This is a genomic window from Streptomyces globisporus C-1027, assembly GCF_000261345.2.
GTDB classification, from domain to species: Bacteria; Actinomycetota; Actinomycetes; order Streptomycetales; family Streptomycetaceae; genus Streptomyces; species Streptomyces pakalii.
This window is the reverse complement of record NZ_CP013738.1, coordinates 5,094,222-5,116,271: the sequence shown is the minus strand read 5'-3', so window position 1 is coordinate 5,116,271 and position 22,050 is coordinate 5,094,222. Positions and strand designations below refer to the sequence as shown.

22 protein-coding genes are annotated in these 22,050 nt (G+C 72.5%); 15 read left to right on the top strand and 7 right to left on the bottom strand.

Going from position 1 to position 22,050, the window contains the following annotated elements; genetic code table 11:
• Nucleotides 1-132: 132 nt before the first annotated feature.
• Entirely contained in the window at nt 133-804 is a 672-nt protein-coding gene (locus WQO_RS22670) for a TetR/AcrR family transcriptional regulator (RefSeq protein WP_010058467.1), read from the bottom strand.
• Nucleotides 805-969: 165 nt separating this feature from the next.
• On the opposite strand from WQO_RS22670, the gene WQO_RS22665 reads away from it, so the two are divergent.
• Nucleotides 970-2,706 carry an amidase gene (locus WQO_RS22665; RefSeq protein WP_058954068.1) on the top strand — a complete coding sequence of 579 codons (1,737 nt, stop codon included), beginning with the start codon at nt 970-972 and terminating at the stop codon, nt 2,704-2,706.
• A gap of 291 nt (nt 2,707-2,997) precedes the next feature.
• Complete coding sequence (locus WQO_RS22660) at nt 2,998-6,219, top strand: tetratricopeptide repeat protein (protein ID WP_058954067.1); 3,222 nt, start codon at nt 2,998-3,000, stop codon at nt 6,217-6,219.
• A 125-nt stretch (nt 6,220-6,344) separates the two neighbouring features.
• On the opposite strand, the gene WQO_RS22655 is transcribed toward WQO_RS22660, so the two are convergent.
• A complete protein-coding gene (locus WQO_RS22655) occupies nt 6,345-6,590 on the bottom strand; it encodes a hypothetical protein (RefSeq protein WP_010058470.1) in 246 nt (81 codons plus the stop codon).
• Between the two features lies 1 nt (nt 6,591).
• The gene (gene mca / locus WQO_RS22650) at nt 6,592-7,473 is read right to left on the bottom strand and encodes a mycothiol conjugate amidase Mca (RefSeq protein ID WP_010058471.1); all 882 of its coding nucleotides are present in this window, start codon (nt 7,471-7,473) and stop codon (nt 6,592-6,594) included.
• Between the two features lie 154 nt (nt 7,474-7,627).
• On the opposite strand from mca, the gene WQO_RS22645 reads away from it, so the two are divergent.
• Nucleotides 7,628-8,044: a DUF4307 domain-containing protein gene (locus WQO_RS22645; RefSeq protein WP_029182089.1), complete on the top strand. Its 417-nt coding sequence runs from the start codon at nt 7,628-7,630 to the stop codon at nt 8,042-8,044.
• Between the two features lie 210 nt (nt 8,045-8,254).
• The gene (gene greA / locus WQO_RS22640; RefSeq protein WP_010058474.1) at nt 8,255-8,752 is read left to right on the top strand and encodes a transcription elongation factor GreA; all 498 of its coding nucleotides are present in this window, start codon (nt 8,255-8,257) and stop codon (nt 8,750-8,752) included.
• Nucleotides 8,753-8,843: 91 nt separating this feature from the next.
• Here greA and WQO_RS22635 read toward each other — a convergent pair whose 3' ends face one another.
• From WQO_RS22635 to ilvA, 3 genes are all read right to left on the bottom strand, one after another.
• The gene (locus tag WQO_RS22635) at nt 8,844-9,707 is read right to left on the bottom strand and encodes an ABC transporter permease (RefSeq protein ID WP_010058476.1); all 864 of its coding nucleotides are present in this window, start codon (nt 9,705-9,707) and stop codon (nt 8,844-8,846) included.
• Nucleotides 9,704-10,678, bottom strand: coding sequence for a daunorubicin resistance protein DrrA family ABC transporter ATP-binding protein (locus WQO_RS22630; protein WP_010058477.1), 975 nt, complete (start codon nt 10,676-10,678; stop codon nt 9,704-9,706). Before WQO_RS22630 ends, WQO_RS22635 begins: the two co-directional genes overlap by 4 nt.
• A 137-nt stretch (nt 10,679-10,815) precedes the next feature.
• On the bottom strand, nt 10,816-12,045 hold the full coding sequence (gene ilvA, locus WQO_RS22625) for a threonine ammonia-lyase (RefSeq protein ID WP_010058478.1): 1,230 nt from the start codon (nt 12,043-12,045) through the stop codon (nt 10,816-10,818).
• Nucleotides 12,046-12,201: 156 nt separating this feature from the next.
• Between ilvA and WQO_RS22620 the strand changes: the two genes are divergently transcribed.
• From WQO_RS22620 to WQO_RS22575, 10 genes are all read left to right on the top strand, one after another.
• A complete protein-coding gene (locus tag WQO_RS22620; protein WP_010058479.1) occupies nt 12,202-12,732 on the top strand; it encodes a MarR family winged helix-turn-helix transcriptional regulator in 531 nt (176 codons plus the stop codon).
• Between the two features lie 144 nt (nt 12,733-12,876).
• A complete protein-coding gene (locus WQO_RS22615; protein WP_029182090.1) occupies nt 12,877-13,728 on the top strand; it encodes an STAS domain-containing protein in 852 nt (283 codons plus the stop codon).
• On the top strand, nt 13,725-14,099 hold the full coding sequence (locus WQO_RS22610; RefSeq protein WP_010058481.1) for an STAS domain-containing protein: 375 nt from the start codon (nt 13,725-13,727) through the stop codon (nt 14,097-14,099). The genes WQO_RS22615 and WQO_RS22610 overlap by 4 nt, the downstream gene beginning before the upstream one ends.
• Nucleotides 14,096-14,518 carry an ATP-binding protein gene (locus WQO_RS22605; RefSeq protein ID WP_010058483.1) on the top strand — a complete coding sequence of 141 codons (423 nt, stop codon included), beginning with the start codon at nt 14,096-14,098 and terminating at the stop codon, nt 14,516-14,518. Before WQO_RS22610 ends, WQO_RS22605 begins: the two co-directional genes overlap by 4 nt.
• Nucleotides 14,515-15,597, top strand: coding sequence for an ATP-binding protein (locus WQO_RS22600; RefSeq protein WP_010058485.1), 1,083 nt, complete (start codon nt 14,515-14,517; stop codon nt 15,595-15,597). Before WQO_RS22605 ends, WQO_RS22600 begins: the two co-directional genes overlap by 4 nt.
• A complete protein-coding gene (locus tag WQO_RS22595) occupies nt 15,594-16,970 on the top strand; it encodes an ATP-binding protein (RefSeq protein WP_010058486.1) in 1,377 nt (458 codons plus the stop codon). The genes WQO_RS22600 and WQO_RS22595 overlap by 4 nt, the downstream gene beginning before the upstream one ends.
• Entirely contained in the window at nt 16,967-18,592 is a 1,626-nt protein-coding gene (locus WQO_RS22590; RefSeq protein WP_010058488.1) for a fused response regulator/phosphatase, read from the top strand. The genes WQO_RS22595 and WQO_RS22590 overlap by 4 nt, the downstream gene beginning before the upstream one ends.
• A gap of 71 nt (nt 18,593-18,663) precedes the next feature.
• Nucleotides 18,664-19,149 (top strand): sigma factor-like helix-turn-helix DNA-binding protein, encoded by a 486-nt coding sequence (locus tag WQO_RS22585; RefSeq protein WP_010058489.1) that lies wholly within the window; start codon nt 18,664-18,666, stop codon nt 19,147-19,149.
• Nucleotides 19,146-19,403 (top strand): hypothetical protein, encoded by a 258-nt coding sequence (locus WQO_RS22580; protein WP_010058490.1) that lies wholly within the window; start codon nt 19,146-19,148, stop codon nt 19,401-19,403. Before WQO_RS22585 ends, WQO_RS22580 begins: the two co-directional genes overlap by 4 nt.
• A gap of 70 nt (nt 19,404-19,473) precedes the next feature.
• Complete coding sequence (locus tag WQO_RS22575; protein WP_010058491.1) at nt 19,474-19,671, top strand: DUF1059 domain-containing protein; 198 nt, start codon at nt 19,474-19,476, stop codon at nt 19,669-19,671.
• 60 nt (nt 19,672-19,731) lie between these two features.
• Here WQO_RS22575 and WQO_RS22570 read toward each other — a convergent pair whose 3' ends face one another.
• Nucleotides 19,732-20,877 carry a cystathionine gamma-synthase gene (locus tag WQO_RS22570; RefSeq protein WP_010058492.1) on the bottom strand — a complete coding sequence of 382 codons (1,146 nt, stop codon included), beginning with the start codon at nt 20,875-20,877 and terminating at the stop codon, nt 19,732-19,734.
• Between the two features lie 67 nt (nt 20,878-20,944).
• Between WQO_RS22570 and WQO_RS22565 the strand changes: the two genes are divergently transcribed.
• On the top strand, nt 20,945-22,048 hold the full coding sequence (locus WQO_RS22565) for a hypothetical protein (RefSeq protein ID WP_010058493.1): 1,104 nt from the start codon (nt 20,945-20,947) through the stop codon (nt 22,046-22,048).
• Nucleotides 22,049-22,050: the final 2 nt, after the last annotated feature.

Here is a 22,050-nt window from a genome sequence, read left to right as displayed (position 1 = left end):
TGCCGGGCCGGTGGGGCGCTTGACCGTGCCGGGCGGGCTCCGCTGCCGGGAGCGCGTGCCGTGATCTCTCTTTCGCAGGAGCTGCTGGCGCAGATCCTGACCGAGCTCGGAACAGGCCGCTCCGCCCGCCTTTCAGCGCCGGTCGGCGGGACGCAGTTCGCGCTCGAGGGCGGCCAGGGCGAACGCGTGGGGGGAGGCGTGCTGCCAGCGGGAGCGGCCGAACATCACGTCCTCGGAGAGTCCGCTCAGCATGGCCACGGCCCGGACGGTGAACTCGGGGAGGTCCACGTCCGCGAAGTGCCCCAGGTCACAGCCCTCGCGGACGATGGCCTCCAGGCGTTCGTCCCAGCTGTCCAGCAGCTCGGTGAGGATCTGACGGCCCGCTTCGTCGTGGCGCTGGGCCAGGACCTGCGTCCACAGCGCGTAGCGTTCGTCACCTTGATGGGTGGGCAGGTAGAAGCGGACGAACAGGTCCAGCTTCTCGGCGGGGGACGCGGCCCGGTCGACGGCCTCCTGGAACCGGGCCCAGAGGTCGGCCTGGCTCCACGCGAGGACTTCGAGCAGGAGCCGGTCCTTCTTGCCGAAGTGGTAGAGGATGTGGCCGGTGCTCATGCCGGCCCGCGCCGCGATGTCCGACATCCGCAGGGCGGCGGTGCCCTTCTCGGCGATGACGCCGATGGCGGCCTTCATGGCCCGCGCCCGCGCCTCGTCCCCGCTGGGCTGGCGCTTCCTGTCGATCGGGATCAGGGCCGGGCGGCGCGAGGCGGCGCCGGTCCCGGCGGGCCCGGTCTCTGACGTCGGCATGTGCTCACTCTCGGTTCCGGATGTCCGGGTCCTCAGTCTAGGTTCCAGAAATCTAGACTTTTAGTCTAGATTAAAAATCTAGACCGTCTCGGTGACCCGCTTCGCGCGGTCGCCCGGGCGGCCGACGCTCCGCCCGCCCCGCTCACCAGCCCAGGGAGACACCGCATGACGCGCGGATTCGATGTCGTGGAGACCTGTATCGCCGACCTGCGCACGGCGCTGGAGAAGGGCGAGACGAGCGCGGTCGAGCTGCTCGACGCCTATCTCGCACGGATCGAGGCGTACGACCGGCCCGGGACGACCACCGCTCTGAACGCGGTGGTCGTGATGAACCCGCGCGCCCGGGCGGAAGCGGAGGCGTCCGACGCACGCCGCGCCCGTGGCGAGACGCTGGGTCCGCTGGACGGCATCCCGTACACCGCCAAGGACAGCTACCTCGCCGAGGGGCTGACTGCCGCGTCCGGCTCCCCCGCGTTCGAGCACCTCGTCGCCCAGCGCGACGCCTTCGCCGTCGAGCGGCTGCGCGCGGGCGGCGCGGTCCTCATCGGCCTGACCAACATGCCGCCGATGGCGAACGGCGGCATGCAGCGCGGCGTCTACGGGCGCGCGGAGAGCCCGTACAGCGCCGAGTGGCTCACCAGCGCCTACGGTTCCGGCTCCTCCAACGGCTCCGGCACGGCGACGGCGGCGTCCTTCGGCGCGTTCGGCCTCGGCGAGGAGACCTGGTCGTCCGGCCGCGCCCCCGCCTCGAACAACGCGCTGTGCGCCTACACCCCCAGCCGCGGCGTGATCTCGGTCCGCGGCAACTGGCCGCTCGTGCCGACCATGGACGTCGTGGTCCCGCACACCCGCACCATGGTCGACCTGCTCGAACTGCTCGACGTCATCGTCGCCGACGATCCCGAGACGCGCGGCGACCTGTGGCGCGCCCAGCCGTGGCTGGAGCTGCCCCCGCCGTCGCGGGTGCGCCCCGCCTCCTACCCGGCCCTCGCGCCCGCCGACGCCGCAGCCGCGTCCGGCGTGCTCGTCGGCAAGCGCGTCGGCGTGCCCCGGATGTACATCAACGCCGACCCCGACGCCGGAACGAACCCCGACGGCGGCATGGGCGGCCAGACCGGGCAGCGCGTCGACACCCGCCCCTCGGTGATCGCCCTGTGGGAGGCCGCCCGCCGCGACCTGGAGGCCGTCGGCGCCGAGGTGGTCGAGGTCGACTTCCCCGCGGTGTCGAACTACGAGTCCGACCGCCCCGGAGCGCCCTCCCTGCTCACCCGCGGGCTCGTCAGCCGCGAGTACCTGACCTTCGAGATCGAGGACCTGTCCGCCTGGGCCTGGGACGACTTCCTGCGCGCCAACGGCGACCCGGCCCTCTCCACCCTCGCCGACGTCGACGGCGACCGCATCTGGCCCAAGCAGGAGGGCGAACTGCCCGACCGGTACGAGGGCTTCGACGACACGATCGGCGAGTACCCGCGCTTCGTGCGCGAGCGGCCATACAAGTCCCTCGCCGACATGCCGCTGCTGGAGGAGGGGCTGCGGGGCCTGGAGGAGACGCGCCGCGTCGACCTGGAGCAGTGGATGGACGGACTCGGCCTGGACGCGGTGGTCTTCCCCGCCGTCGCCGACGTGGGCCCCGCCGACATGGACGTGAACGCGGCCTCCGCCGACCTCGGCTGGCGCAACGGCGTCTGGGTCGCGAACGGCAACCTGGTCCCCCGCCACCTCGGCATCCCGACCGTCACCGTCCCCATGGGCACCATGGCCGACACCGGCATGCCCGTCGGACTGACCTTCGCGGGCCGCGCCTACGACGACAACGCCCTGCTCTCCCTCGCAGCGGCCTTCGAGAAGACCGGCAGCCGGCGCACGGAGCCGCCGCGCACCCCGCGCCTGCCGGCCCAGTGACCTGACGCACCGCGGGGGCCGCGGCGCAGGGCCCTGTTGGCGGCCTCCGCCACCTCGGAGGGGCGGAGGGGCCGGGCAGGGGCCGCTGGACGTCGACGCCCTCGGCCTTCACGGAGGCGCCGGAGAGCCCTGGCGACCGATCCACGGACCCCCTTGCGCCCGCGCCTTGGCCCTCCCTTGCCCTGCGCCCCTCGCGCCGGAGCCTGCCACGCAGGACACTTGACCCCGACGCTTGGTATCCGACGCTCCGGAACCCGGGATCCGGAGTGCAGCTCCTGGAGGGGGACACATATGCGGGACAGCCATCGGGCGGAAGCCGAGAGGCTGTTGGTGCGGGCCGTGGAGGAAGAGGCGCGGCGCAGCGGCGGGCGGACCGACGCCGGGGCGCTGATGTCGCGGGCGCGGGCCGCGCTCGACACCATGGCCGCCAGCGCGGGCGAGGAGTACGCCGCGTACACGCAGGCGCTGGACTCGGCGGCGGCGGGCGACCGGCCGCTGGCGGAGCGCTTCAGCAGAGCGACGCTCGGAACGCCCCTGCTGGTGACGGGAGTTGCGGCGGCCGCCGCGTTCGGCGCGGATCTGGCGCTCGGTGCGAACACCGGCCTGGCGTTCGGCGCGGGTGCGGCCGTCGCGGTGGCCGGCACGGCGACGACCGTGGCGAAGGTGACCGCTTCGCACTGGCCCGCCGCCCACCGCCGGGCCGCGGCAGCCGGACAGCCGGGCGGGGCCGAGCAGTTGCGGCTCCAGTGGCTGACCGCCCTGGAGGTACGGGGCATCCGCCCGTACCTGGACCAGCAGCGGATGCTGACGCCCGCCAAGCGTGCCCCGAAGAAGCAGACCACCCCGGTGGTCAAGCAGTTGCGCGGCGGCGACCGCAGCGCGGCGGCCCGCACCCGGGTGGTGCTGGAGCAGTCGTTCGGCCATCTCCCGCAGGCGGACGGGCCGTTCAGCGGACGGCGGACCGAGCTGGCGCAGATCGCCCGGTGGGTGCACGCGGCCCGCGCCTCCACGCAGACCCGGCCGACCGTCGTCGTGCTGCACGGCGCCCCGGGGTCGGGGCGGACCGCGCTCGCGGTGCGGGCGGCCCACACGCTCAAGGACCAGTTCCGGGGCGCGTGCGTGGTCGATCTGCGCGGTCAGGTCGCCGGGGAGAACCCGCTGCCGACCCGGGACGCCCTGCTCCATCTGCTGAACCGGCTGGGCGCGCCGCGCGAGCAACTGCTGTTCCGGGAGGGCTCGTCGGCGGAGCAGCAGGTGCGGCGGCTCTCCGACCTGTACCACCAGCACCTCACGGGGACGCCGGTCACCATCGTGCTCGACGACGCGACGGACGCCGGTCAGGTGCGCACCCTGGTGCCGGAGCGCTCGGACAGCCTGGTGATCGTCACCGCCCGGGAGCCGCTGGAGCTGCCCGAGGACCTGGCGGCCTGGGTGCACCATCTGCCGGTCGGCGCGCTGGACGCGGCGGGGGCGGAGGAGCTGCTGCGGGAGGTCGCCGAGGAGGACGAGACCGGGCCGTACGACTACCCGTCGACGGACGCGATCGTGGAGCTGTGCGGCGGGCTGCCGCTGGCGCTGCGGGTGGCGGGTTCCGCCCTGGGGGCGCGCAGTCGGCACACGCTGGCGGAGGACCTGGGGGCGTACGGTCCGGTGGACCCGGTCGAGCGGGCCCTGTGGCTGCGCTACACCGACCAGGGTGACCAGGCCCGCCGGCTGCTGCGGCGGCTCGCGCTGGCCGGCCGGGCGAGCCTCGGCGCGGCGGCCGCCGCCTCGCTGCTGGCGGCGGACGAGCAGGAGGCGGACCGGCTGCTCACCGTGCTGGCGCGAGCCGGGCTGCTCACCCGCGTACGGGGATCGCGCTACCGGCTGCACGACCTGGTGCGGGCCTTCGCACTGGCCCGGCTGCTGGACGAGGAGGAGCCGGCCGAGCGGACGGCCGCCCAGGAGCGGCTGCTGACGAACTACGCGGAGCTGGCCGACGCGGTGATCCGGATGGTCGACGGGAAGATGTCGACCCGCGCCGGACAGTTCGGCTCGCACGGGTTCGGTTCGCTGGACTCGGCGCTGCGCTGGCTGGACGACGAGTCGAGCTTCATCACCTCCGCGCTGCGGCACGCGGAGGGCGTCGACCAGGGCACGGTGCTGCATCTGCTGGGTGCCCTGTGCGACTACTGCCTGCTGCGCGGCGACCTGTACCGGCTGGGTGAGATCAGCGAGCTGACCCAGGCCGTGGACCAGGGGCTGCTGGAGCGCTCGGTGCAGTGGCGTACGGGCATCGCGGCCCGGCAGCTCGGCGAGCTGGACAAGGCCCGCACCACCCTGTCCTCCGTCGTCGGCCTCTACCACGAGGCGCAGAACGACGCGGGCGAGGCGCTGGCCCTCTGCTCGCTCGGCATCACCCTGCATCACCAGGGCAATCTGACCGATGCGGCGGCCCGGCTCGGTGAGGCGCTGGCCCTCCAGTCCTCCGAGGCGCAGGCCGAGGACCGGGCGTGGACCCTGCACGCGCTGGCGGCCGTGGAGCGCGACCGGGGCGACCTGCCGAGGGCGCTGGCGCTGCTGGCCGACGCGCTGCGGCTGCACCGGGAGGGCGAGTCGCTGCACGGCGAGGCGTGGACGCAGTTCCAGCTGGGCCAGGTGCGGTTGCGCACGGGCGAGGTGGCGGCGGCCGAGGAGGCCCTGAGCACCGCCCTGGAGCTGTACGGGCGCACCCGCGACGGGCGCGGTGAGGCGTGGGCGATCACGCAGCTGGCCCGGGCCCGGCTGCTGGACGAGGACCCGGCCGCCGCGCTGGAGCAGCTGCGGGACGCCCTGGCCCGGCACCGGGACAACGAGGACGCCCGGGGCGAGGCGTGGACCCTGTACTACCTGGGTCAGGCGCTGGAGGAGGACGGGGACACCGACCAGGCGGTACGGGAGCTGGAGCGGGCCCGCACGATGTTCTCCCGGATGCGGGACGTGTACGGGCTGGCCTGCGCCCGGCACCACTCGGGCCGGGTGACCCGGGACCAGCGGGCCGCGCAGACGGGCAACCTCCGCAATTCGGGGTTCGCCCGGCAGCTGCTGATGGACGCCCGGGCCGATTTCCGGCGGATCAAGGTGCCGTACGGCGAGGCGTGGGCCTGCGTGGAGCTGGCGTTGATCGACGCGGGCAACGGGCGGGCCCCGCAGGCGCTGGAGCTGTGCGGGGAGGCGGCGGAGCTGTTCGCCTCGTACGGGGACGCGCGGGGCGGCGACTGGGCCCGGTTCCTGCGCTGCACGCTGCTGCCGTACGCCTCGCCCGGGGGCAGCGAGGTGGGCACGGTGGTCGCGCAGCAGGAGCTGGCCGAGCTGATCGGGGCCCGGCACCCGGCCAGGGACACCAAGCTGGAGCAGTCGGCGGCGGCGTTCGCGGTGGCGCTGGAGCGGGGCGTCGACCTGGAGGACGGCTGGCAGGCGTGGCGGCTGGGGCTGACCCCGGGCCGTGGCGCCGGCCAGATCATGGGCGTGGCGGTGGAGCCGGCGAGGCCGTGAGCAGGTGAGCGGCGCGAACGGGAACGAGGCGTCCGGCCACCCGGCCGGACGCCCTTCCCGTTTCCGTACGCGCGAAGTGGGCTCCGTACGCGCGAACTCGGCTCCGTACCCGCGAACTCGGCGCGCTACTTGCCGGGCGAGGCCGCCTTGCCCTTGTCGCCGGCGGGCTCGGCCGCCGGCGCGTCCGGGTCGGGGGCCTCCTCGAAGTTCACCCGGCCCATGTGGCGGTTCATCGACTTCATCAGGGCCCACACGCCGACGGCGAGCGCGGCGAAGACGAGGAAGCCGAGGACGCCGGGGGTGACCTTGTTCTTGTCGAGCTCTTCGGCGGCGAGCGGGACGAGGTGCGTCAGTGCCTGGGTCGCGTACATATCAGGCATTGTCGCGGATGCCCGCGAAGAGGTCGCTCTCGGGGAGGGAGGTATCGACCAGAGACTTCGCGAGCTCGTACTCCTCGGTCGGCCAGACCTCGCGCTGGACCTCCATCGGGACCCGGAACCAGCCGCCCTCGGGGTCGATCTGCGTGGCGTGCGCGATCAGCGCCTTGTCGCGGATCTCGAAGAAGTCGTCGCAGGGGATGTGCGTGGTCAGGGTGCGTTCGACGCGCTCGAACTCCTTCCACCGCTGCAGCCACTCCCCGTACGGCGACTCCAGGCCGCGGGCGAGGAGCGCCTCGTGCAGGGCGACGGTGCGCGGCCGGTTGAAGCCCTGGTTGTAGTAGAGCTTCCGCGGCGTCCAGACGGGGCCGAACTCGTCCTCGGGGAAGCGCTCCGCGTCGGCCGCACCGTCGAACGCGATCATCGAGATCGTGTGCGTCATGATGTGGTCGGGGTGCGGGTAGCCGCCGTTCTCGTCGTACGTGGTGATGACCTGCGGCCGGAACGCGCGGATCTTCGCGACCAGGCGCCCCGCGGCGAGCTCGGGGTCCTCCAGGGCGAAGCAGCCCTCGGGCAGCGGCGGCAGCGGGTCGCCCTCGGGCAGCCCCGAGTCGACGAAGCCGAGCCACTCCTGCTGGACGCCCAGGATCTCCCGGGCCTCGTCCATCTCCTTCTTGCGGACCTCGTGGATGTTCTTCTCGATGTACGCGTCGCCCTGGAGCTTCGGGTTGAGGATGGAGCCGCGCTCGCCCCCCGTGCAGGTCACGACCAGCACGTCCACCCCCTCGGACACGTACTTGGCCATGGTGGCCGCGCCCTTGCTCGACTCGTCGTCGGGGTGGGCGTGAACGGCCATCAGTCGCAGCTGCTCAGTCAAAGCTCGATCCTCAGTCATTGGTCGCTCTGGTCGATCATCGGTCGCTGTCCATCCGGTCGGTGTGGGGCGCGATCGGGTGACGGGGGTGCGGCTTCTATAGTGACTGACCGAGGGGCCGGAAAATTCCTCGATGCCCGGTCCGGAGGGAACGATCATGACGACGGTTCGCGAGGCTGCGCCCGAGGGGCGGTACGGCCGGACCGAGGACCAGCGTGCGGACCGCAAGCTGAAGATCGTCGGATCGGTCCTGGGCGTCGCCCTGCTCGGTGTGATCGGGTGGATCGGCTACGACTACGTCGGCAACCAGGGCATCAGCGGCGAGATGATCAAGTTCAAGGTCGTCTCCGACACCCGGGCCGACGTCCACCTGGAGGTCCGCAAGGACCGCGAGGGCCACGGCTACTGCGTGGTGCGGGCGCTCAGCGAGGACGGCTCCGAGGTGGGCCGCAAGGAAGTCCGGTTCGACCGGGCCGAGGACCGGATCGACGAGGTCGTGACCGTGGTGACCCGGTCCCGGGCGACCGCGGTCGAGCCGATGGGCTGCACGGCCGACGACGGCCCGCGCGGCTGATCCGGCACACCGCCCTGACCTGCGACGATACGCGGCGTGACGGCCGGTCCTGGCGTGTGACGGTTTACCTTCTCCCCCTTTTCCTGCGGAATTGTTAGGCTCGTGGTTTCGCCCACCCGCAGAGGCACATGCTTCTGGGTAGGGCGATGCTTTGTATTTCCGACACTTCCCAGCATTCCCAGCACTTCCCAGTACCGACGAGGAGCACCTGTGACCCAGACCAGCGAAAACGTCACCTGGCTCACGCAGGAGGCGTACAACCAGCTCAAGGCCGAGCTGGAGCACCTGTCTGGTCCCGCGCGCACGGAGATCGCCGTCAAGATCGCGGCGGCCCGTGAGGAGGGTGACCTCCGGGAGAACGGCGGGTACCACGCGGCCAAGGAGGAGCAGGGCAAGATGGAGCTGCGGGTGCGCCAGCTGACCCAGCTCCTGGAGCACGCGAAGGTCGGCGAGGCGCCGGCCGACGACGGCGTGGTCGAGCCCGGCATGGTCGTCACGATCGCCTTCGACGGCGACGAGGACGACACGCTGACCTTCCTGCTCGCCTCCCGTGAATACGCCAGCACGGAGATCGAGACGTACTCCCCGCAGTCCCCGCTCGGCCTCGGTGTGAACGGCAAGCGGACCGGCGACGACGCGGACTACGAGCTGCCGAACGGCAGGACCGCCTCGGTGAAGATCCTGGCGGCGAAGCCGTACACGGGCTGACGTCCGGCCCACCACGACGCATACGACGCGGGAGCCCCGGCCTTCTTGATGAAGGCCGGGGCTCCCGCGTCGTCGGTCGGTCCTCGGTGGCTCAGGTGGCGGCCGAGCGGTACTTGCGGACCGCGAGGGTGCGGAAGACCACGATGATCAGCACCGACCAGATGATCGAGGCGACGATCGGGTGCTCCATCGGCCAGGCCCCGGTCACGGACTTCGGCACGCCCGGCATCGTGTTGCCGAACAGTTCGCGGGCCCCCGCCACCGTGGCGCTGAACGGATTCCACTCGGCGACGTGCTGAAGGAACGTCGGCATGCCGGTGACCGGGACGAAGGCGTTCGAGATGAACGTCAGCGGGAACAGCCAGATCAGCCCGCCGGAGGTGGCCGCCTCCGGGGTGCGCACGGACAGGCCGATCAGCGCGCCGATCCAGGAGAACGCGTAGCCGAGCAGGAGCAGCAGCAGGAAGCCGCAGATCACCTTGCCGATGTTCTCGTGGGTGCGCCACCCCACCAGCAGGGCGACCCCGGCGAGGACGACGAGGGTGAGGGTGGTCTGGACGAGGTCGGCGATTGTGCGTCCGGTGAGGACCGCGCCCCGGGCCATGGGCAGCGACCGGAAGCGGTCGATGAGCCCCTTGTGCATGTCGTCGGCGATGCCCGCGCCGGCGCCCGCGGTGGCGAAGGTGACGGTCTGGGCGAAGATGCCCGCCATCAGGAACTCCTTGTACAGCTGCGGGTCGGTGGAGCCGCCGATGCTGATCGAGCCGCCGAAGACGTAGGTGAACAGCACCACGAACATGATCGGCTGGATCAGTCCGAAGATCACCATCTCGGGGATCCGGGTCATCCGGATCAGGTTCCGCTTGGCGACGACGAGGGAGTCCTTCACGGACTGCGTGACGCCCCCGGAGGGGCGGGGTACCAGCGTGGGGGCGTCCTTGGCGATCGCGCTCACCGGGCGTCCTCCTTGTCCTCGTTCCGGTTGGCCTCGGCCGCGTGGCCGGTGAGGGAGAGGAAGACGTCGTCGAGGGTGGGCCTGCGCAGGGCGATGTCGTCGATCTCCACGCCCTGGGCGTCCAGGTCGCGGATGATCTCGGCCAGCAGCTTGGCCCCGCCGCTGACCGGCGCGGTCAGCTTGCGGGAGAGCTGGACGACGGTGACCTCGCCCTTGGCGAGGGAGCTCAGCACGGAACGGGCGCGCTCGATCTCGTCGGGGCTGTGCACGACGATCTCGACGCGCTCACCGCCGGTGCGGGCCTTGAGCTCGTCGGAGGTGCCTCGGGCGATGACCTTGCCGTGGTCGATGACGCAGATGTCGTTCGCGAGGCGGTCGGCCTCCTCCAGGTACTGCGTGGTCAGGAGCAGGGTCGTACCGCCCGCCACCAGGTCCTCGATCACGTCCCAGAGCTGCTGCCGGTTGCGCGGGTCGAGGCCGGTCGTCGGCTCGTCCATGAACATCACGGGCGGCGACACGACGAGCGCCGCCGCGAGGTCGAGGCGGCGGCGCATACCGCCGGAGTACGTCTTGGCGGTGCGGTCGGCGGCGTCGCCGAGGTTGAACCGGTCGAGCAGGACGCCCGCGCGGGCCTTCGCGTCCCGGGCGCTCAGCTGGTAGAGCTGCCCGACCATCTGGAGGTTCTCCCGGCCGGTCAGATACTCGTCGACGGCGGCGAACTGGCCGGAGAGCCCGATCGAGCGGCGTACCTCGTTGGGCTTCTTCAGTACGTCGATCCCGGCCACGGTCGCCGTGCCGCTGTCCGGGCGCAGCAGCGTGGTCAGCACCCGTACGGCGGTGGTCTTGCCCGCGCCGTTGGGCCCGAGCAGTCCGAGGACGGTGCCCTCGGGGACGTCGAGATCGACACCGCCCAGGGCTGTTACGTCGCCGAAGGTCTTCACCAGACCCTCGGCGTGGATCGCACCTGGCATGGAGAGACTCCCCCGTCACTTGTGGACGACTGCACCCGTACACGGCTCACTCGGCGCTTATTCGGCGATCCTAGGATTCTCGGGGCGTCGCCGCGCGCTGAATGGCAAGATCCGGCCAGTCGGCGCGAAGCGGACGGTCAGCCCATGACCCGGTAGCCCTCCGCGCGCAGCGTCCCCTCGACGTCCGCGCAGTGCTGCGGTCCCTTCGTCTCCAGATACAGGTCGACCTCCGCCTCGGTGAGTCCGAGGCGCGGGTCGGTGCGCACATGGCTGATGTCGAGGACGTTGGCGTCGGCCACGGTCAGCGTGGCCAGCAGGGCGGCGAGCGCTCCCGGGCGGTCGGTGAGCCGCAGCCGGAGGCTGAGGTAGCGGCCTGCGGCGGACATCCCGTGCCGCAGGATGCGCTGCATCAGGAGCGGGTCGACGTTGCCGCCGGACAGCACGGCCACCACCGGCCCGCGGAACGCCTTCGGGTCGCTGAGCAGCGCGGCCACCGGGCTGGCCCCGGCGGGCTCGACGACCAGCTTGGCCCGCTCCAGGCAGAGCAGCAGCGCACTGGACAGCTCGTCCTCGGTGACCGTGCGGACCTCGTCGACCAGCTCCTCGACCAGGGCGAACGGTACGTCGCCGGGGCGGCCCACCTTGATGCCGTCGGCCATCGTGGCCGGGGCGTCCAGCGAGACGGGGTACCCGGCGGCGAGGGAGGGCGGGTAGCAGGCGGCGCCTTCGGCCTGGACGCCGACGATCCGGACGTCGGGGCGCAGGGCCTTCACCGCGACGGCGACGCCCGCGGCGAACCCGCCGCCGCCGATGCCGAGGACGATCGTGCGGACCTCCGGGCACTGCTCCAGGATCTCCAGTCCGACGGTGCCCTGGCCCGCGATGATGTCGGGGTGGTCGAAGGGGTGGATGAAGACCGCGCCGGTCTCCTCCGCGTACCGCTGGGCGGCGGCGAGGGTCTCGTCGACGACCTGGCCGTGCAGCCGCACCTCGGCCCCGTACTCCCGGGTCGCGGCGACCTTCGGCAGGGGCGCCCCGACGGGCATGAAGACCGTGGAGCGTACGCCGAGGAGGGACGAGGCGAGCGCGACGCCCTGGGCGTGGTTGCCGGCGCTGGCGGCGACCACCCCGGCCGCCCGCTCCACCGGGGTGAGGCCGGAGATCCGGACGTAGGCGCCGCGCAGTTTGAAGGAGCCGGTGCGCTGGAGGTTCTCGCACTTGAGGTGGACCGGGGCGCCGACCAGCTCGGTCAGATGGCGGCTTCCCTCCAGTGCGGTCACCCGGGCCACCCCGTCCAGCATTTTCTGCGCGCCCCGGACGTCGTCGAGGATCAGGGCCGGGTGGTGGGCGGTCGCGCGGAAGTTCATGCCCGCAAGTCTTGCAGCTCGGACGGGGCGCGGCAGACTTGTCCATGGCGGCCTGCGGTGGTGTCCGCAGGTTTGTGCGGCACTGGTACACGTTGCCCCGGGGCCGCGTACTCTGTCCCCCACTCATCCGACACCGCACGAAGAGAGTCCCCGGCCATGCCCCCACAGGACATGACGACTGCTGCGTCTCCTTCCGGGGGCGCCGCCCCCGAACACCCGGGCCCCGACCGCCTGCTGGACGCGCTCCAGCACCAGGTGGCGGTCTTCGCCCGCCGTGCCGAGCAGACCCGCCTCGGCGGTGTCGGCCAGGTCCGCAACTCGATGGACCGGGCCGCGTACCTGCTGCTGAACCGGCTGGACAAGGAAGGGCCGATGGGCGTCAAGGCGCTGGCGGCCGGGATGGGGATCGACTCGTCGACGGTGACCCGGCAGGTCGCGCCGCTCGTCGACACCGGTCTGGTCAAGCGCACGTCGCACCCGGAGGACGGCCGGGCCGTGGTGCTCCAGCTCTCCCCGCGCGGCCAGGCCCGCCTGGAGGAGGTCCGCGCCTCGCGCCGCGAGCTGATGTCGCAGGTGACGGACGGGTGGACGGAGGAGGAGCGGGACACGTTCTGCGCCCTGCTCACCCGTTTCAACGGGTCGCTGGCCGCCCGGCAGGCCGCGCACCAGCCGCCGCAGACCGACTGACCCGCTTCTCCCGGTCCCGCCTCCCTCTCCGTGCCGCCCGCCCCGCCGCACCCGTGAAGGCCCCTGCCCGGAGCGGCGGCGCCCTGCCGTACGCTTCCTGAAGAGTTTCCCGAAGGATACTTTTTAGAAGTGAAGGGGCGGGGCGTGGCACAGCAGGAAAGCCCGAGAGGTCCGGTGGAGCTGCTCTCCACCGACCGCGAGAAGATCACTTCCGAGTGGATCGACGGGGTCACCGGCTCGCTCCAGGGCCGCATCAGCAAGGCCGAGGTCGACCGGGAGCTCCGGGAACTGTACGAGGCTCTCGTGGAGGGCCTGCGGGCGGGTGGCGAGGAAACCCGCGGGGATGGCTTCTCCGAGGTGCGGGCTCTGCTGACCGAGCTGTCGCGCAACCGGGCCCGGCAGGGGTTCACCCCGAGCGAGACGGCAATCAGCGTACTGGCGCTCAAGCAGGCCCTGGAGCCCGCGCTGCGCAACGACTCCGCCGAAGAGACCACCGCCTACCTCCGGCTGGGGCGCGCCCTGGACGATCTGGCCCTCTACACCGTCGAGGTGTACACCCGCACCCGGGAGGAGATCATCAGCTCGCAGGCGGCCCAGCTCATGGAGCTGTCGACCCCCGTGGTCAAGCTGTGGGACGGGGTCATCGCCGTGCCTCTGGTGGGCACGCTGGACTCGGCGCGCACCCAGGTCGTGATGGAGAAGCTGCTCCAAGCCCTGGTCGACACCGGCTCCGAGCAGGCCATCATCGACATCACCGGAGTGCCCGCGGTCGACACGCAGGTCGCCCAGCACCTGCTCAAGACGGTGGTGGCGGCCCGGCTGATGGGCGCTGAGTGCACGGTCTCCGGAATCCGGCCGCAGATCGCGCAGACCATCGTGGCCCTCGGCATCGAGTTCGGCGACATCGTCACCAAGGCGACCCTCGCCGACGCGCTCCAGCACGCGCTACGCAAGTCCGGCGTCGACCTTGTCACGCACCAGGACGCGCGCCGATGAGCGAACGCGTTCCGGTCCTACGGATCGGTGACATCCTGCTGGTCTCCATTCAGGTCGATCTGGAGGACCAGACGGTTCTGGACCTCCAGGAGGATCTGGCCGAGCAGATCGTCGCCCGGGCGGCCCGCGGGGTCGTCATCGACATCACGGCGGTCGAGATCGTCGACTCCTTCGTCGGCCGCATGCTGGCCACGATCGCCTCCATATCCCGGCTGCTGGACGCCGAGACCGTGGTCGTGGGCATGCGTCCGGCCGTGGCCATCACCCTGGTCGAGCTGGGCCTCTCCCTGGGCGGCGTGCGCACGGCACTCGACCTGGAGAAGGGACTCGCGCTGCTGCGCCGGTCTGCGACCGGCGCGGAACTGCCATGACCGTCCCGTGGGCTGCCGAAGCCCCGCCGCGGACACAGCCGATCACCGGGAACGACGACGTCGTCCGCTCCCGCCAGCACGTCCGCGCGTTCGCGCAGCAGTGCAAGCTGTCCCTGGTCGACCAGACGAAGTTCATCACGGCCGCCAGCGAGCTCGCCCGCAATACCCTGGTCTACGGCGGAGGCGGGGCGATGCGGGCCGGGCTGGTGGAGCGGCAGGGCCGGCGCGGCGTCGCGGCGGTCTTCGAGGACTCGGGCCCTGGCATCCCCGACACCGAACTGGCCCTCACGGACGGCTGGACCTCCGGTGGCGGGCTGGGCCTCGGCCTCAGCGGGGCCCGGCGGCTCGTCGACGAGTTCTTCCTGGACACCGAGGTGGACCGCGGCACCACCGTCACCATCGTCAAGTGGGCCCGATGACCGGCCCGGCCGTGCTCGACTGCGAGGACGTGGAATGGTTCCGCGCCGCCGCCGAGATGCCCTCGGCCGCCCGGGGTGCTGCCGCCACGCTTGCGCGGCGCATCGGGCTGGACGGCTACCGGGCCTCCGAGGTCGCCCTCGCGGTCACCGAGGCCGCGACCAACCTCCAGCGGCACGCGCGCGACGGCGCTCTGCTGCTGCGGGTCCTGCGCACTTCGGACCGGGCGGGGGTCGAGTTCCTCACCGTGGACACCGGCCCCGGCATGGCCGACGTCGAGGCGGCGCTGGCCGACGGAACGTCCTCCGGCGGCACCCTCGGGATCGGGCTGGGAGCGGTGGTGCGTCTCGCCGACGCGTTCGACGTCCACTCCCTGCCGGGCCGGGGCACCGTCATGGCCGCGCAGTTCTGGGACCGCCCGGCCGGAAGCGGGCCCACCGGCGGGGAGGTGTCGGTCTCCTCGGGGCTGACGCGGCCCATCAGCGGGGAGACCAGCTGCGGTGACGCCTGGGCCGTCAAGGTCGACGAGGGCGGGGGGACGAGCGACGCGACGGAACCGCGTTCCGCATCCGCGTCGGGGTCCGCGGTGCTGGTCATGCTCTGCGACGGGCTGGGCCACGGGCCGCTCGCCGCACGCGCCGCCGACGCGGCGGTGACGGAGTTCCGGCGGAGTGCGGACCGGCACCCGGAGGGCCTGCTGCGCCGGATCCACGCGGCGCTACGGAGCACGCGGGGCGGTGCAGTCGCCATTGCCAGGATCGAGCCGGCCCGGGAACGGGTGCTCTACTGCGGCATCGGCAACGTGAGCGGGGTTCTGCTGGGCCCCGGCTCCCGCAAGGGCCTGCTCTCGGCACCGGGCATCGTCGGGCAGCAGATGCGCAGCCTGCGGACGTTCGAGCTGCCGCTGCCCCCGGGCGGGGCCCTGGTCATGCACTCCGACGGCCTGACCGACCGCTGGAAGGCCGACGAGCTGCCCGGGCTGCTCCGGCACACCCCGGCCGTGATCGCCGGGCAATTGCTGCGCGAGGCCGGTGTCCGCCACGACGACGCGGGGATCGTGGTCGTCAAGGGGGCCTGGTGACGGGCGGCGCACCGGACCCGGGCGTGCTCGCCTCGTACAGCCTCACCACGCCGCAGGACGTCTTCGCCCTGCGGCGCACCGGGCAGAGCGCGGCGGAGGCGCTCGGCATGGACCGGCAGGACCAGGTGCGCTTCGCCACCGCGCTCAGCGAGCTCGGCCGCGACCGCCTCGGCTGCGAGGACCTGACCGTGACCTTCGCGCTCCCGGTGGACGCGGAGCGCGTGCTCACCGTCGTCTTCGCGTGGGCGCGCGGCACGAAAGCGGGCCCCGACCTGGAACCGGCCTCCCGGCTGCTGAACCGGGTCCGCCACGAGGCCGGCGCCGCCCGGCACCGGATCGTCGCGGAGCATGCCCTCCCGGCGAGCTGGAGGGACGGCCCGGATGCCCGGAGCGCCGTCGTCGCGGCTCTGCGGCGCCACGCGACCCCTTCCCTCGCCGACGACCTGCGGGCCCAGACCCGCGACCTGATCTCCGCTCTGGAGGAGACCCGGGCGCAACGTGAGGAGATGCGGCGGCTCAACGAGGAGCTGGAGGAGACCAACCGCGGGGTACTCGCCCTCTACACCGAGCTGTCGCAGGAACTGGAGGAGACGAACAGCGGGGTCGTGGCCCTCCACGCCGAACTGGAGGAGAAGTCCGCTCGGCTGCGCGAGACGAGCGAGGCCAAGACGAGGTTCTGGCGCAACATCAGCCATGAGCTCCGCACCCCGGTGAACGCGGTGGTGGCGCTGACCCGGCTGCTGCTGGCCCCCGGATCCTCCCCGCTCACCGACGAGCAGCGCCGGCAGCTCTCCTTGATCGACGCCTCGGGGCAGTCGCTGCTCGCGCTGGTGGGCGATCTGCTGGACGTGGCCAAGGCCGAGGCGGGCCAGCTGGAGGTCAACGCGGCGCCGACCGATCTGCGGGCGCTGCTGGCGCAGTTGGGCGCGGTGATGCGGAACACCGGCCCGTCCGACGTAACGCTGCTGATGCCGCCGTCCTCGGAGCTGCCCGTGTCGGTGACCGATGAGGCCCTGCTCACACGCATCCTGCGCAACCTGTTGTCCAACGCCCTGAAGTTCACAGAGAGGGGCGAGGTGAGGCTGGACGTCCGGGTGGAACCGCCGCGGATCTACTTCACGGTCACGGACACCGGGGTGGGCATCCCGGAGGCCGAGCTGTCCCGCGTGTTCGAGGAGTTCTACCAGGTACGCGGACCCCTCCAGCGGGTCCACCGGGGTACCGGACTCGGCCTCCCCTACGCCCGGACCCTCACCGAGCTCCTCGGCGGAACACTGCGCTTGTCGAGCACCCCCGGAGCGGGCACCCGAGTGGAGGTCGAGCTGCCCTTCACGCCCGCTACGCCCGCACCCTCCCCGGAGAACATCCCGTGACCGAGACCGCCCGGCGCGACGCCGCCCCAGGAACCGTCCTGGTGATAGACGACGACGAGACCAACCGCTACATCCTCACCAGCTGGCTCACCCGCGCCGGGCACACGGTGCTCGGCGCGGCCGACGGGACGGCGGGCCTCCACCTGCTGGCCGAGACGGGCGACGCTCTGCCCGAGGTGGCCGTCATCGACGTACAGCTCCCGGACATGAGCGGCTTCGAGGTGTGCGAGCGGATCAAGGCCGATCCGCGCACCGCCTCTCTGCCGGTCGTCCACGTGTCAGCGGTCGCCGTCAACACGGAGGACCACACCGAGGGACTCAGTCGGGGCGCGGACGCCTATCTCGACCAGCCGATCGATCCGAACGAGTTCCTGGCCACCGTGACAGCAGCCCTTCGCTACGCTCGGGCCCGGCGGCGCGCGGAGCACCTGACACTGCGGCTGGCCGCGCTGAACCGGGCCACGCTGGACGTGTACCGGGCGGTTGGTTTTCCCGCCTTCAGCGCGGCGGCGACCCGTGGTGCGGCCTCCCTCATGTCCGGCCCCGCCACCTCGGTCTTCCTCAGTCCACACGGTTTGACCGTGCACAGCCATGCGACCGGTCCGGACGCCGCTCCGGTCACCCTGCCCGCGATGACCGAGCTGCTCGACGGGCTGGCCTCCCCGGTCCTGGGAGGCAGCACCGGCATCGAGGTCGTGACGATTCCCGGGAGCCGGTGGAGAGCGCTGCTGCCGCTCGACCCGATCGAGGGCGACGTGTCGCTCGTCGTGGCGCGCACCAAACGAAACCGGCCGCCCGTCGCCGTCGCCGTCCCGGCCGCCGCGGCCCGCACCACCGACGAGCGCGAGCTCCTGCAGCAACTGGTGAACGCCAGTGCGCTGGCGCTGGAGGCCCTGCGCACCTTCAACGAGGAGCACTCCCTGGCGCTGGCCCTCCAGCGGACCTTTCTGCCGGACCGGCTCCCGGACGCTCCCGGCACGAGCCTTGCCGTGCGCTACCGCCCGGCCTCCGACCACGCCGAGATCGGCGGCGACTTCTACGAGGCGCTCCAGACCCCTGCCGGGCTGCTCCTGGCCATCGGTGACGTGGCCGGACACTCGCTCGTCGCGGCGACGGTCATGGGCGAGATCCGGCACGCGCTGCGCGCCTACGCCCTGGAAGGCCACCCGCCCCACCATGTCCTGGAGCGTCTGGACGCCCTCCTCGCCCATACCCGGCCCGGTCTCACCGTGACGCTCTGCCTGGTCCTGGTCGAGCCGGACGACAGCCGGATCCACATAGCCAACGCCGGTCACATACCTCCGCTGCTCCTCGCTCCCGATGGCGGCGCGGCCTATCTGTCCGAGCACGGTCCGCTGCTGGGCCTGCGGCTTCCCCACCCTCCCGCCCATGTCCGGACCACCGCACCGGGATCCCGACTGCTGCTGATCACCGACGGGCTGGTCGAGGTCCGCAACCAGGACCTCGACCACAGCCTGGGCGCGTTCCTCGACGCGGCGGCGGCCGGCCCGCGCGAGCTCGAACCCCTCTGCGACCACCTCCTGGACACGTTCGGTGAGGGCAAGGAGGACGACATCGCGCTCCTCGCGCTGCATCTGCATGAGGACCGGTACTCGGCATAGCGACGCACCAGCCGATCCCACCGTGCCCACACCCTTGACCGCACCCGGGCACCGGGGCTCGTATGTGGTGCATGGCAGAGCGGGCGACCCACCGGGACCGGCTCCGCGCCCTGGAGTTCGAGGCCTTCGTGGCGGGCGCGGGCGGACGCTTGCTGCACACGGCGACGCTGCTGACCGGCGAACCGTCGCAGCCCCCGGGTGCGTATGTCCGGGCCGAGGCGCTGCTGCGCGCGGCGCTCGCCCGGACGTACGCGGACTGGGACCGGCTGCACGGCGGCGACCCCTACGACCGGGCCCGCCGGGAGCTGGCTCTCCGCTTCGCCCGCGAGGCCCGGCGCCACCAGCGGCCGCGCGGCGGTCTGCTGGACCGGCTGACCCCGATCGAGCGGCTGGTGCTGGTCCTGCGGATGTACGAGGAGGTCGGCGAGGGACAGACGGCGGCGCTGCTCGGACTGTCGGCCGACCGGGTCCGCGCGGTGTGCGCGCGGGCGGTGGCGGCGCTGCGGGCGTCGGGTGCGGGGCGCGGCGCGGCCCCGGCACCCCGGAGGACGCCGTGAGCGCGGACCGGCGGGACCCGCGCGAGGAGCAGGTCCGGCGGATGCTGGACGGCCCGCATCCCGCCCTGCCGCCCGACCTGGCCGCGCAGGCGGTCCGGCACGGCGGACGCCGCCTCCGGCTGCGCCGGGCGGCGCAGCGGACGGCGGGCTGGCTGCTGGCCCTGGCGCTCGTGGCGTTCCTGGTCTGGGTCGGCGTCGAGCAGCCGTGGGCGACCGAGCCCGCCCAGGTCACTCCGCCGTTGGAGGGCTGGTGAGCCGTTGGGGTCCCGGTGGGAGAGGCCTACGCTGGAGAAGGCGGCTGTCGTACGAGCCGAGGAGGCCGTGATGACGAGGAAGACCGCGGACTGCCGCAAGTATCCGAGCGAGACGAACTGCACCCTCACCCTCACCGGTGAGGAGGACGAGGTCGTCCGGGCCGCGAGCGAACACGCGGCATCGGTCCACGGACACGAGAACACCCCTGAACTGCGCGAGCAGATCAGGGGCATGCTGGAGGACGCGGACGAGAAGGTGAGCGCCTGAACACCGGAACGCGAGGGGCGCCCGCCGTCACCGGCGGGCGCCCCTGTCATGTCCGCAGGATCAGCCCAGCGCCTGGGTGAGGTCGGCGAGCAGGTCGTCACCGTTCTCGATGCCGACGGAGATCCGGACCAGGTCGGCCGGGACCTCCAGCAGAGATCCCGCGACGGAGGCGTGCGTCATCCGGCCCGGGTGCTCGATCAGCGACTCCACGCCGCCGAGGGACTCGCCGAGCGTGAAGAGCTTCGCCCGGTTGCAGACCTCGACCGCCGCCTCCTCGCCGGCCGCGACACGGAACGACACCATGCCGCCGAAGGCCTTCATCTGCTTGGCGGCGACCTCGTGCCCGGGGTGCTCGGGCAGGCCCGGGTAGAGGACCTGGGAGACCTTGGGGTGCCGGGTCAGCAGGTCGGCGACCTTCGTGGCGTTCTCGGTGTGCCGGTCCATGCGGACGGCGAGCGTCTTGATGCCGCGCAGCACGAGCCAGGCGTCGAAGGGACCGGCGACCGCGCCCATGGCGTTCTGGTGGAACGCCAGCTCCTCGGCGAGCTCCGGGTCGCTGACGACGAGCGCGCCGCCGACGACGTCGGAGTGGCCGCCCATGTACTTGGTGGTGGAGTGCACGATGACGTCCGCGCCGAGCGCCAGGGGCTGCTGGAGGTAGGGCGAGGCGAAGGTGTTGTCGACGACGAGGCGGGCCCCGGCCTGGTGCGCGACCTGGGCCACGGCGGCGATGTCGGTGATGCCGAGCAGCGGGTTGGACGGGGTCTCCACCCAGACCGCCTTGGTGCGCGGGGTGATCGCGGCCCGTACGGCGGCCACGTCCGAGGTGTCGGCCACCGAGAACTCCACGCCCCACCGCGCGGCGACCTTCGCGAACAGCCGGAACGTGCCGCCGTAGGCGTCGTTCGGGATGACCACGTGGTCGCCGGGGGTCAGCAGCGTACGCAGGAGGCAGTCCTCGGCGGCGAGACCGGAGGCGAAGGCGAGACCGCGGCGGCCGCCTTCGAGGGCCGCGAGGTTCTCCTCCAGGGCGGTACGGGTCGGGTTGGCGCTGCGGCTGTACTCGTATCCGCCGCGCAGTCCGCCCACGCCGTCCTGCTTGTACGTGGAGACCTGGTAGATCGGCGGAACCACCGCGCCGGTCAGGGGGTCGGCGGTGTTCCCCGCGTGGATGGCGAGGGTTTCGAAGCTGTGCTGGTCGCTCATGAGGCCCGAGCGTAGTTCCTGGCGCTGGCCCTTACCGGCCACTTGCCGCTCCGGGGACAATGGGTCCATGGAGATTCTGTTGTTCCTGCTCGCGATGTGCATGCTCGCGGCGGTCATCGGCCCCTGGCTGATGCGCCGCCGGGGCGGTATCCGCCAGGTCGCCCCCGGTTCGCCGGACGCCGCCGACCCGGACACGTACGGCTTCGCCCGCCAGGAGGAGCTGGACGTCCGGATGCCGGGCCCCGACCAGGACCTCCTGGACGTGCTCGACGTCGTCCAGGGCACCCAGCAGTGGCAGGCGGCCTCCCAGCTGCTGGCCGGGACGCCGAAGGAGGGCGAGGTGCGCTGGCAGCGGATCCAGGCCTTCGCGGGAGCGGCCTCGCTGGAGCTGGCGCAGCAGCCGGGCCGGGGCGGCTCGTGGCTGCGGGCCTGGCGCGCGGAGTCCCCGAAGGACGCGGGCGGTGCGGCGGTGCACGCGGAGTTCCTGGTGCAGCAGGCGTGGCGCTCCTCGGCGGCGGGCAGCGACGACTTCCGGATCATCCTGGAGGAGGCCCGTACGGTCTGCGGCGAGGCGGCCCTGCTCGCGCCGGGCGACCCCGTGCCGTACATCGTGGAGCTGGCGGTGGCCCGGGGCCTGGGCTACACCCCCGAGCAGTTCGACCAGCTGTGGGCGAAGATCATCGACCGGGCCCCGGCGCACCTGGGCGCGCACATCGCGGCGCTGCACTTCCACTCCGAGCGGTGGCACGGTTCGCGCAAGGACGCCGAGGCCTTCGCCACGGCCGCCGCCGCCCGCGCCCCGCACGGTTCGCTGCTGGCGGCGCTGCCGCTGTTCGCGGTGTACGAGCACCTGCCGGAGGTCAACCTGGTGCAGGGCTTCTACCGCAGCCAGGTGGTGACCAAGGCGGTCGAGGGCGCGATGTTCGCGGTGCACGCGGCACGCCAGGACGACCCGATGCTGGCCCATGTCCGCCACCTCCTGGTGCTGTTCCTGGTGCACATGGAGCGCTGGTCGGAGGCGATGCACCAGCTGATCCGGATCGACGGCCACGTAGGCGCGCTGCCGTGGACGGCCGAGCCGGACCCGGCCGCGCAGTACACGGTCTACCGGGCGCTGGCGGTCGCGGGGTACGAGGCGAACGGCGGCAGCCCGGCGACGCTGCCGCACTGACC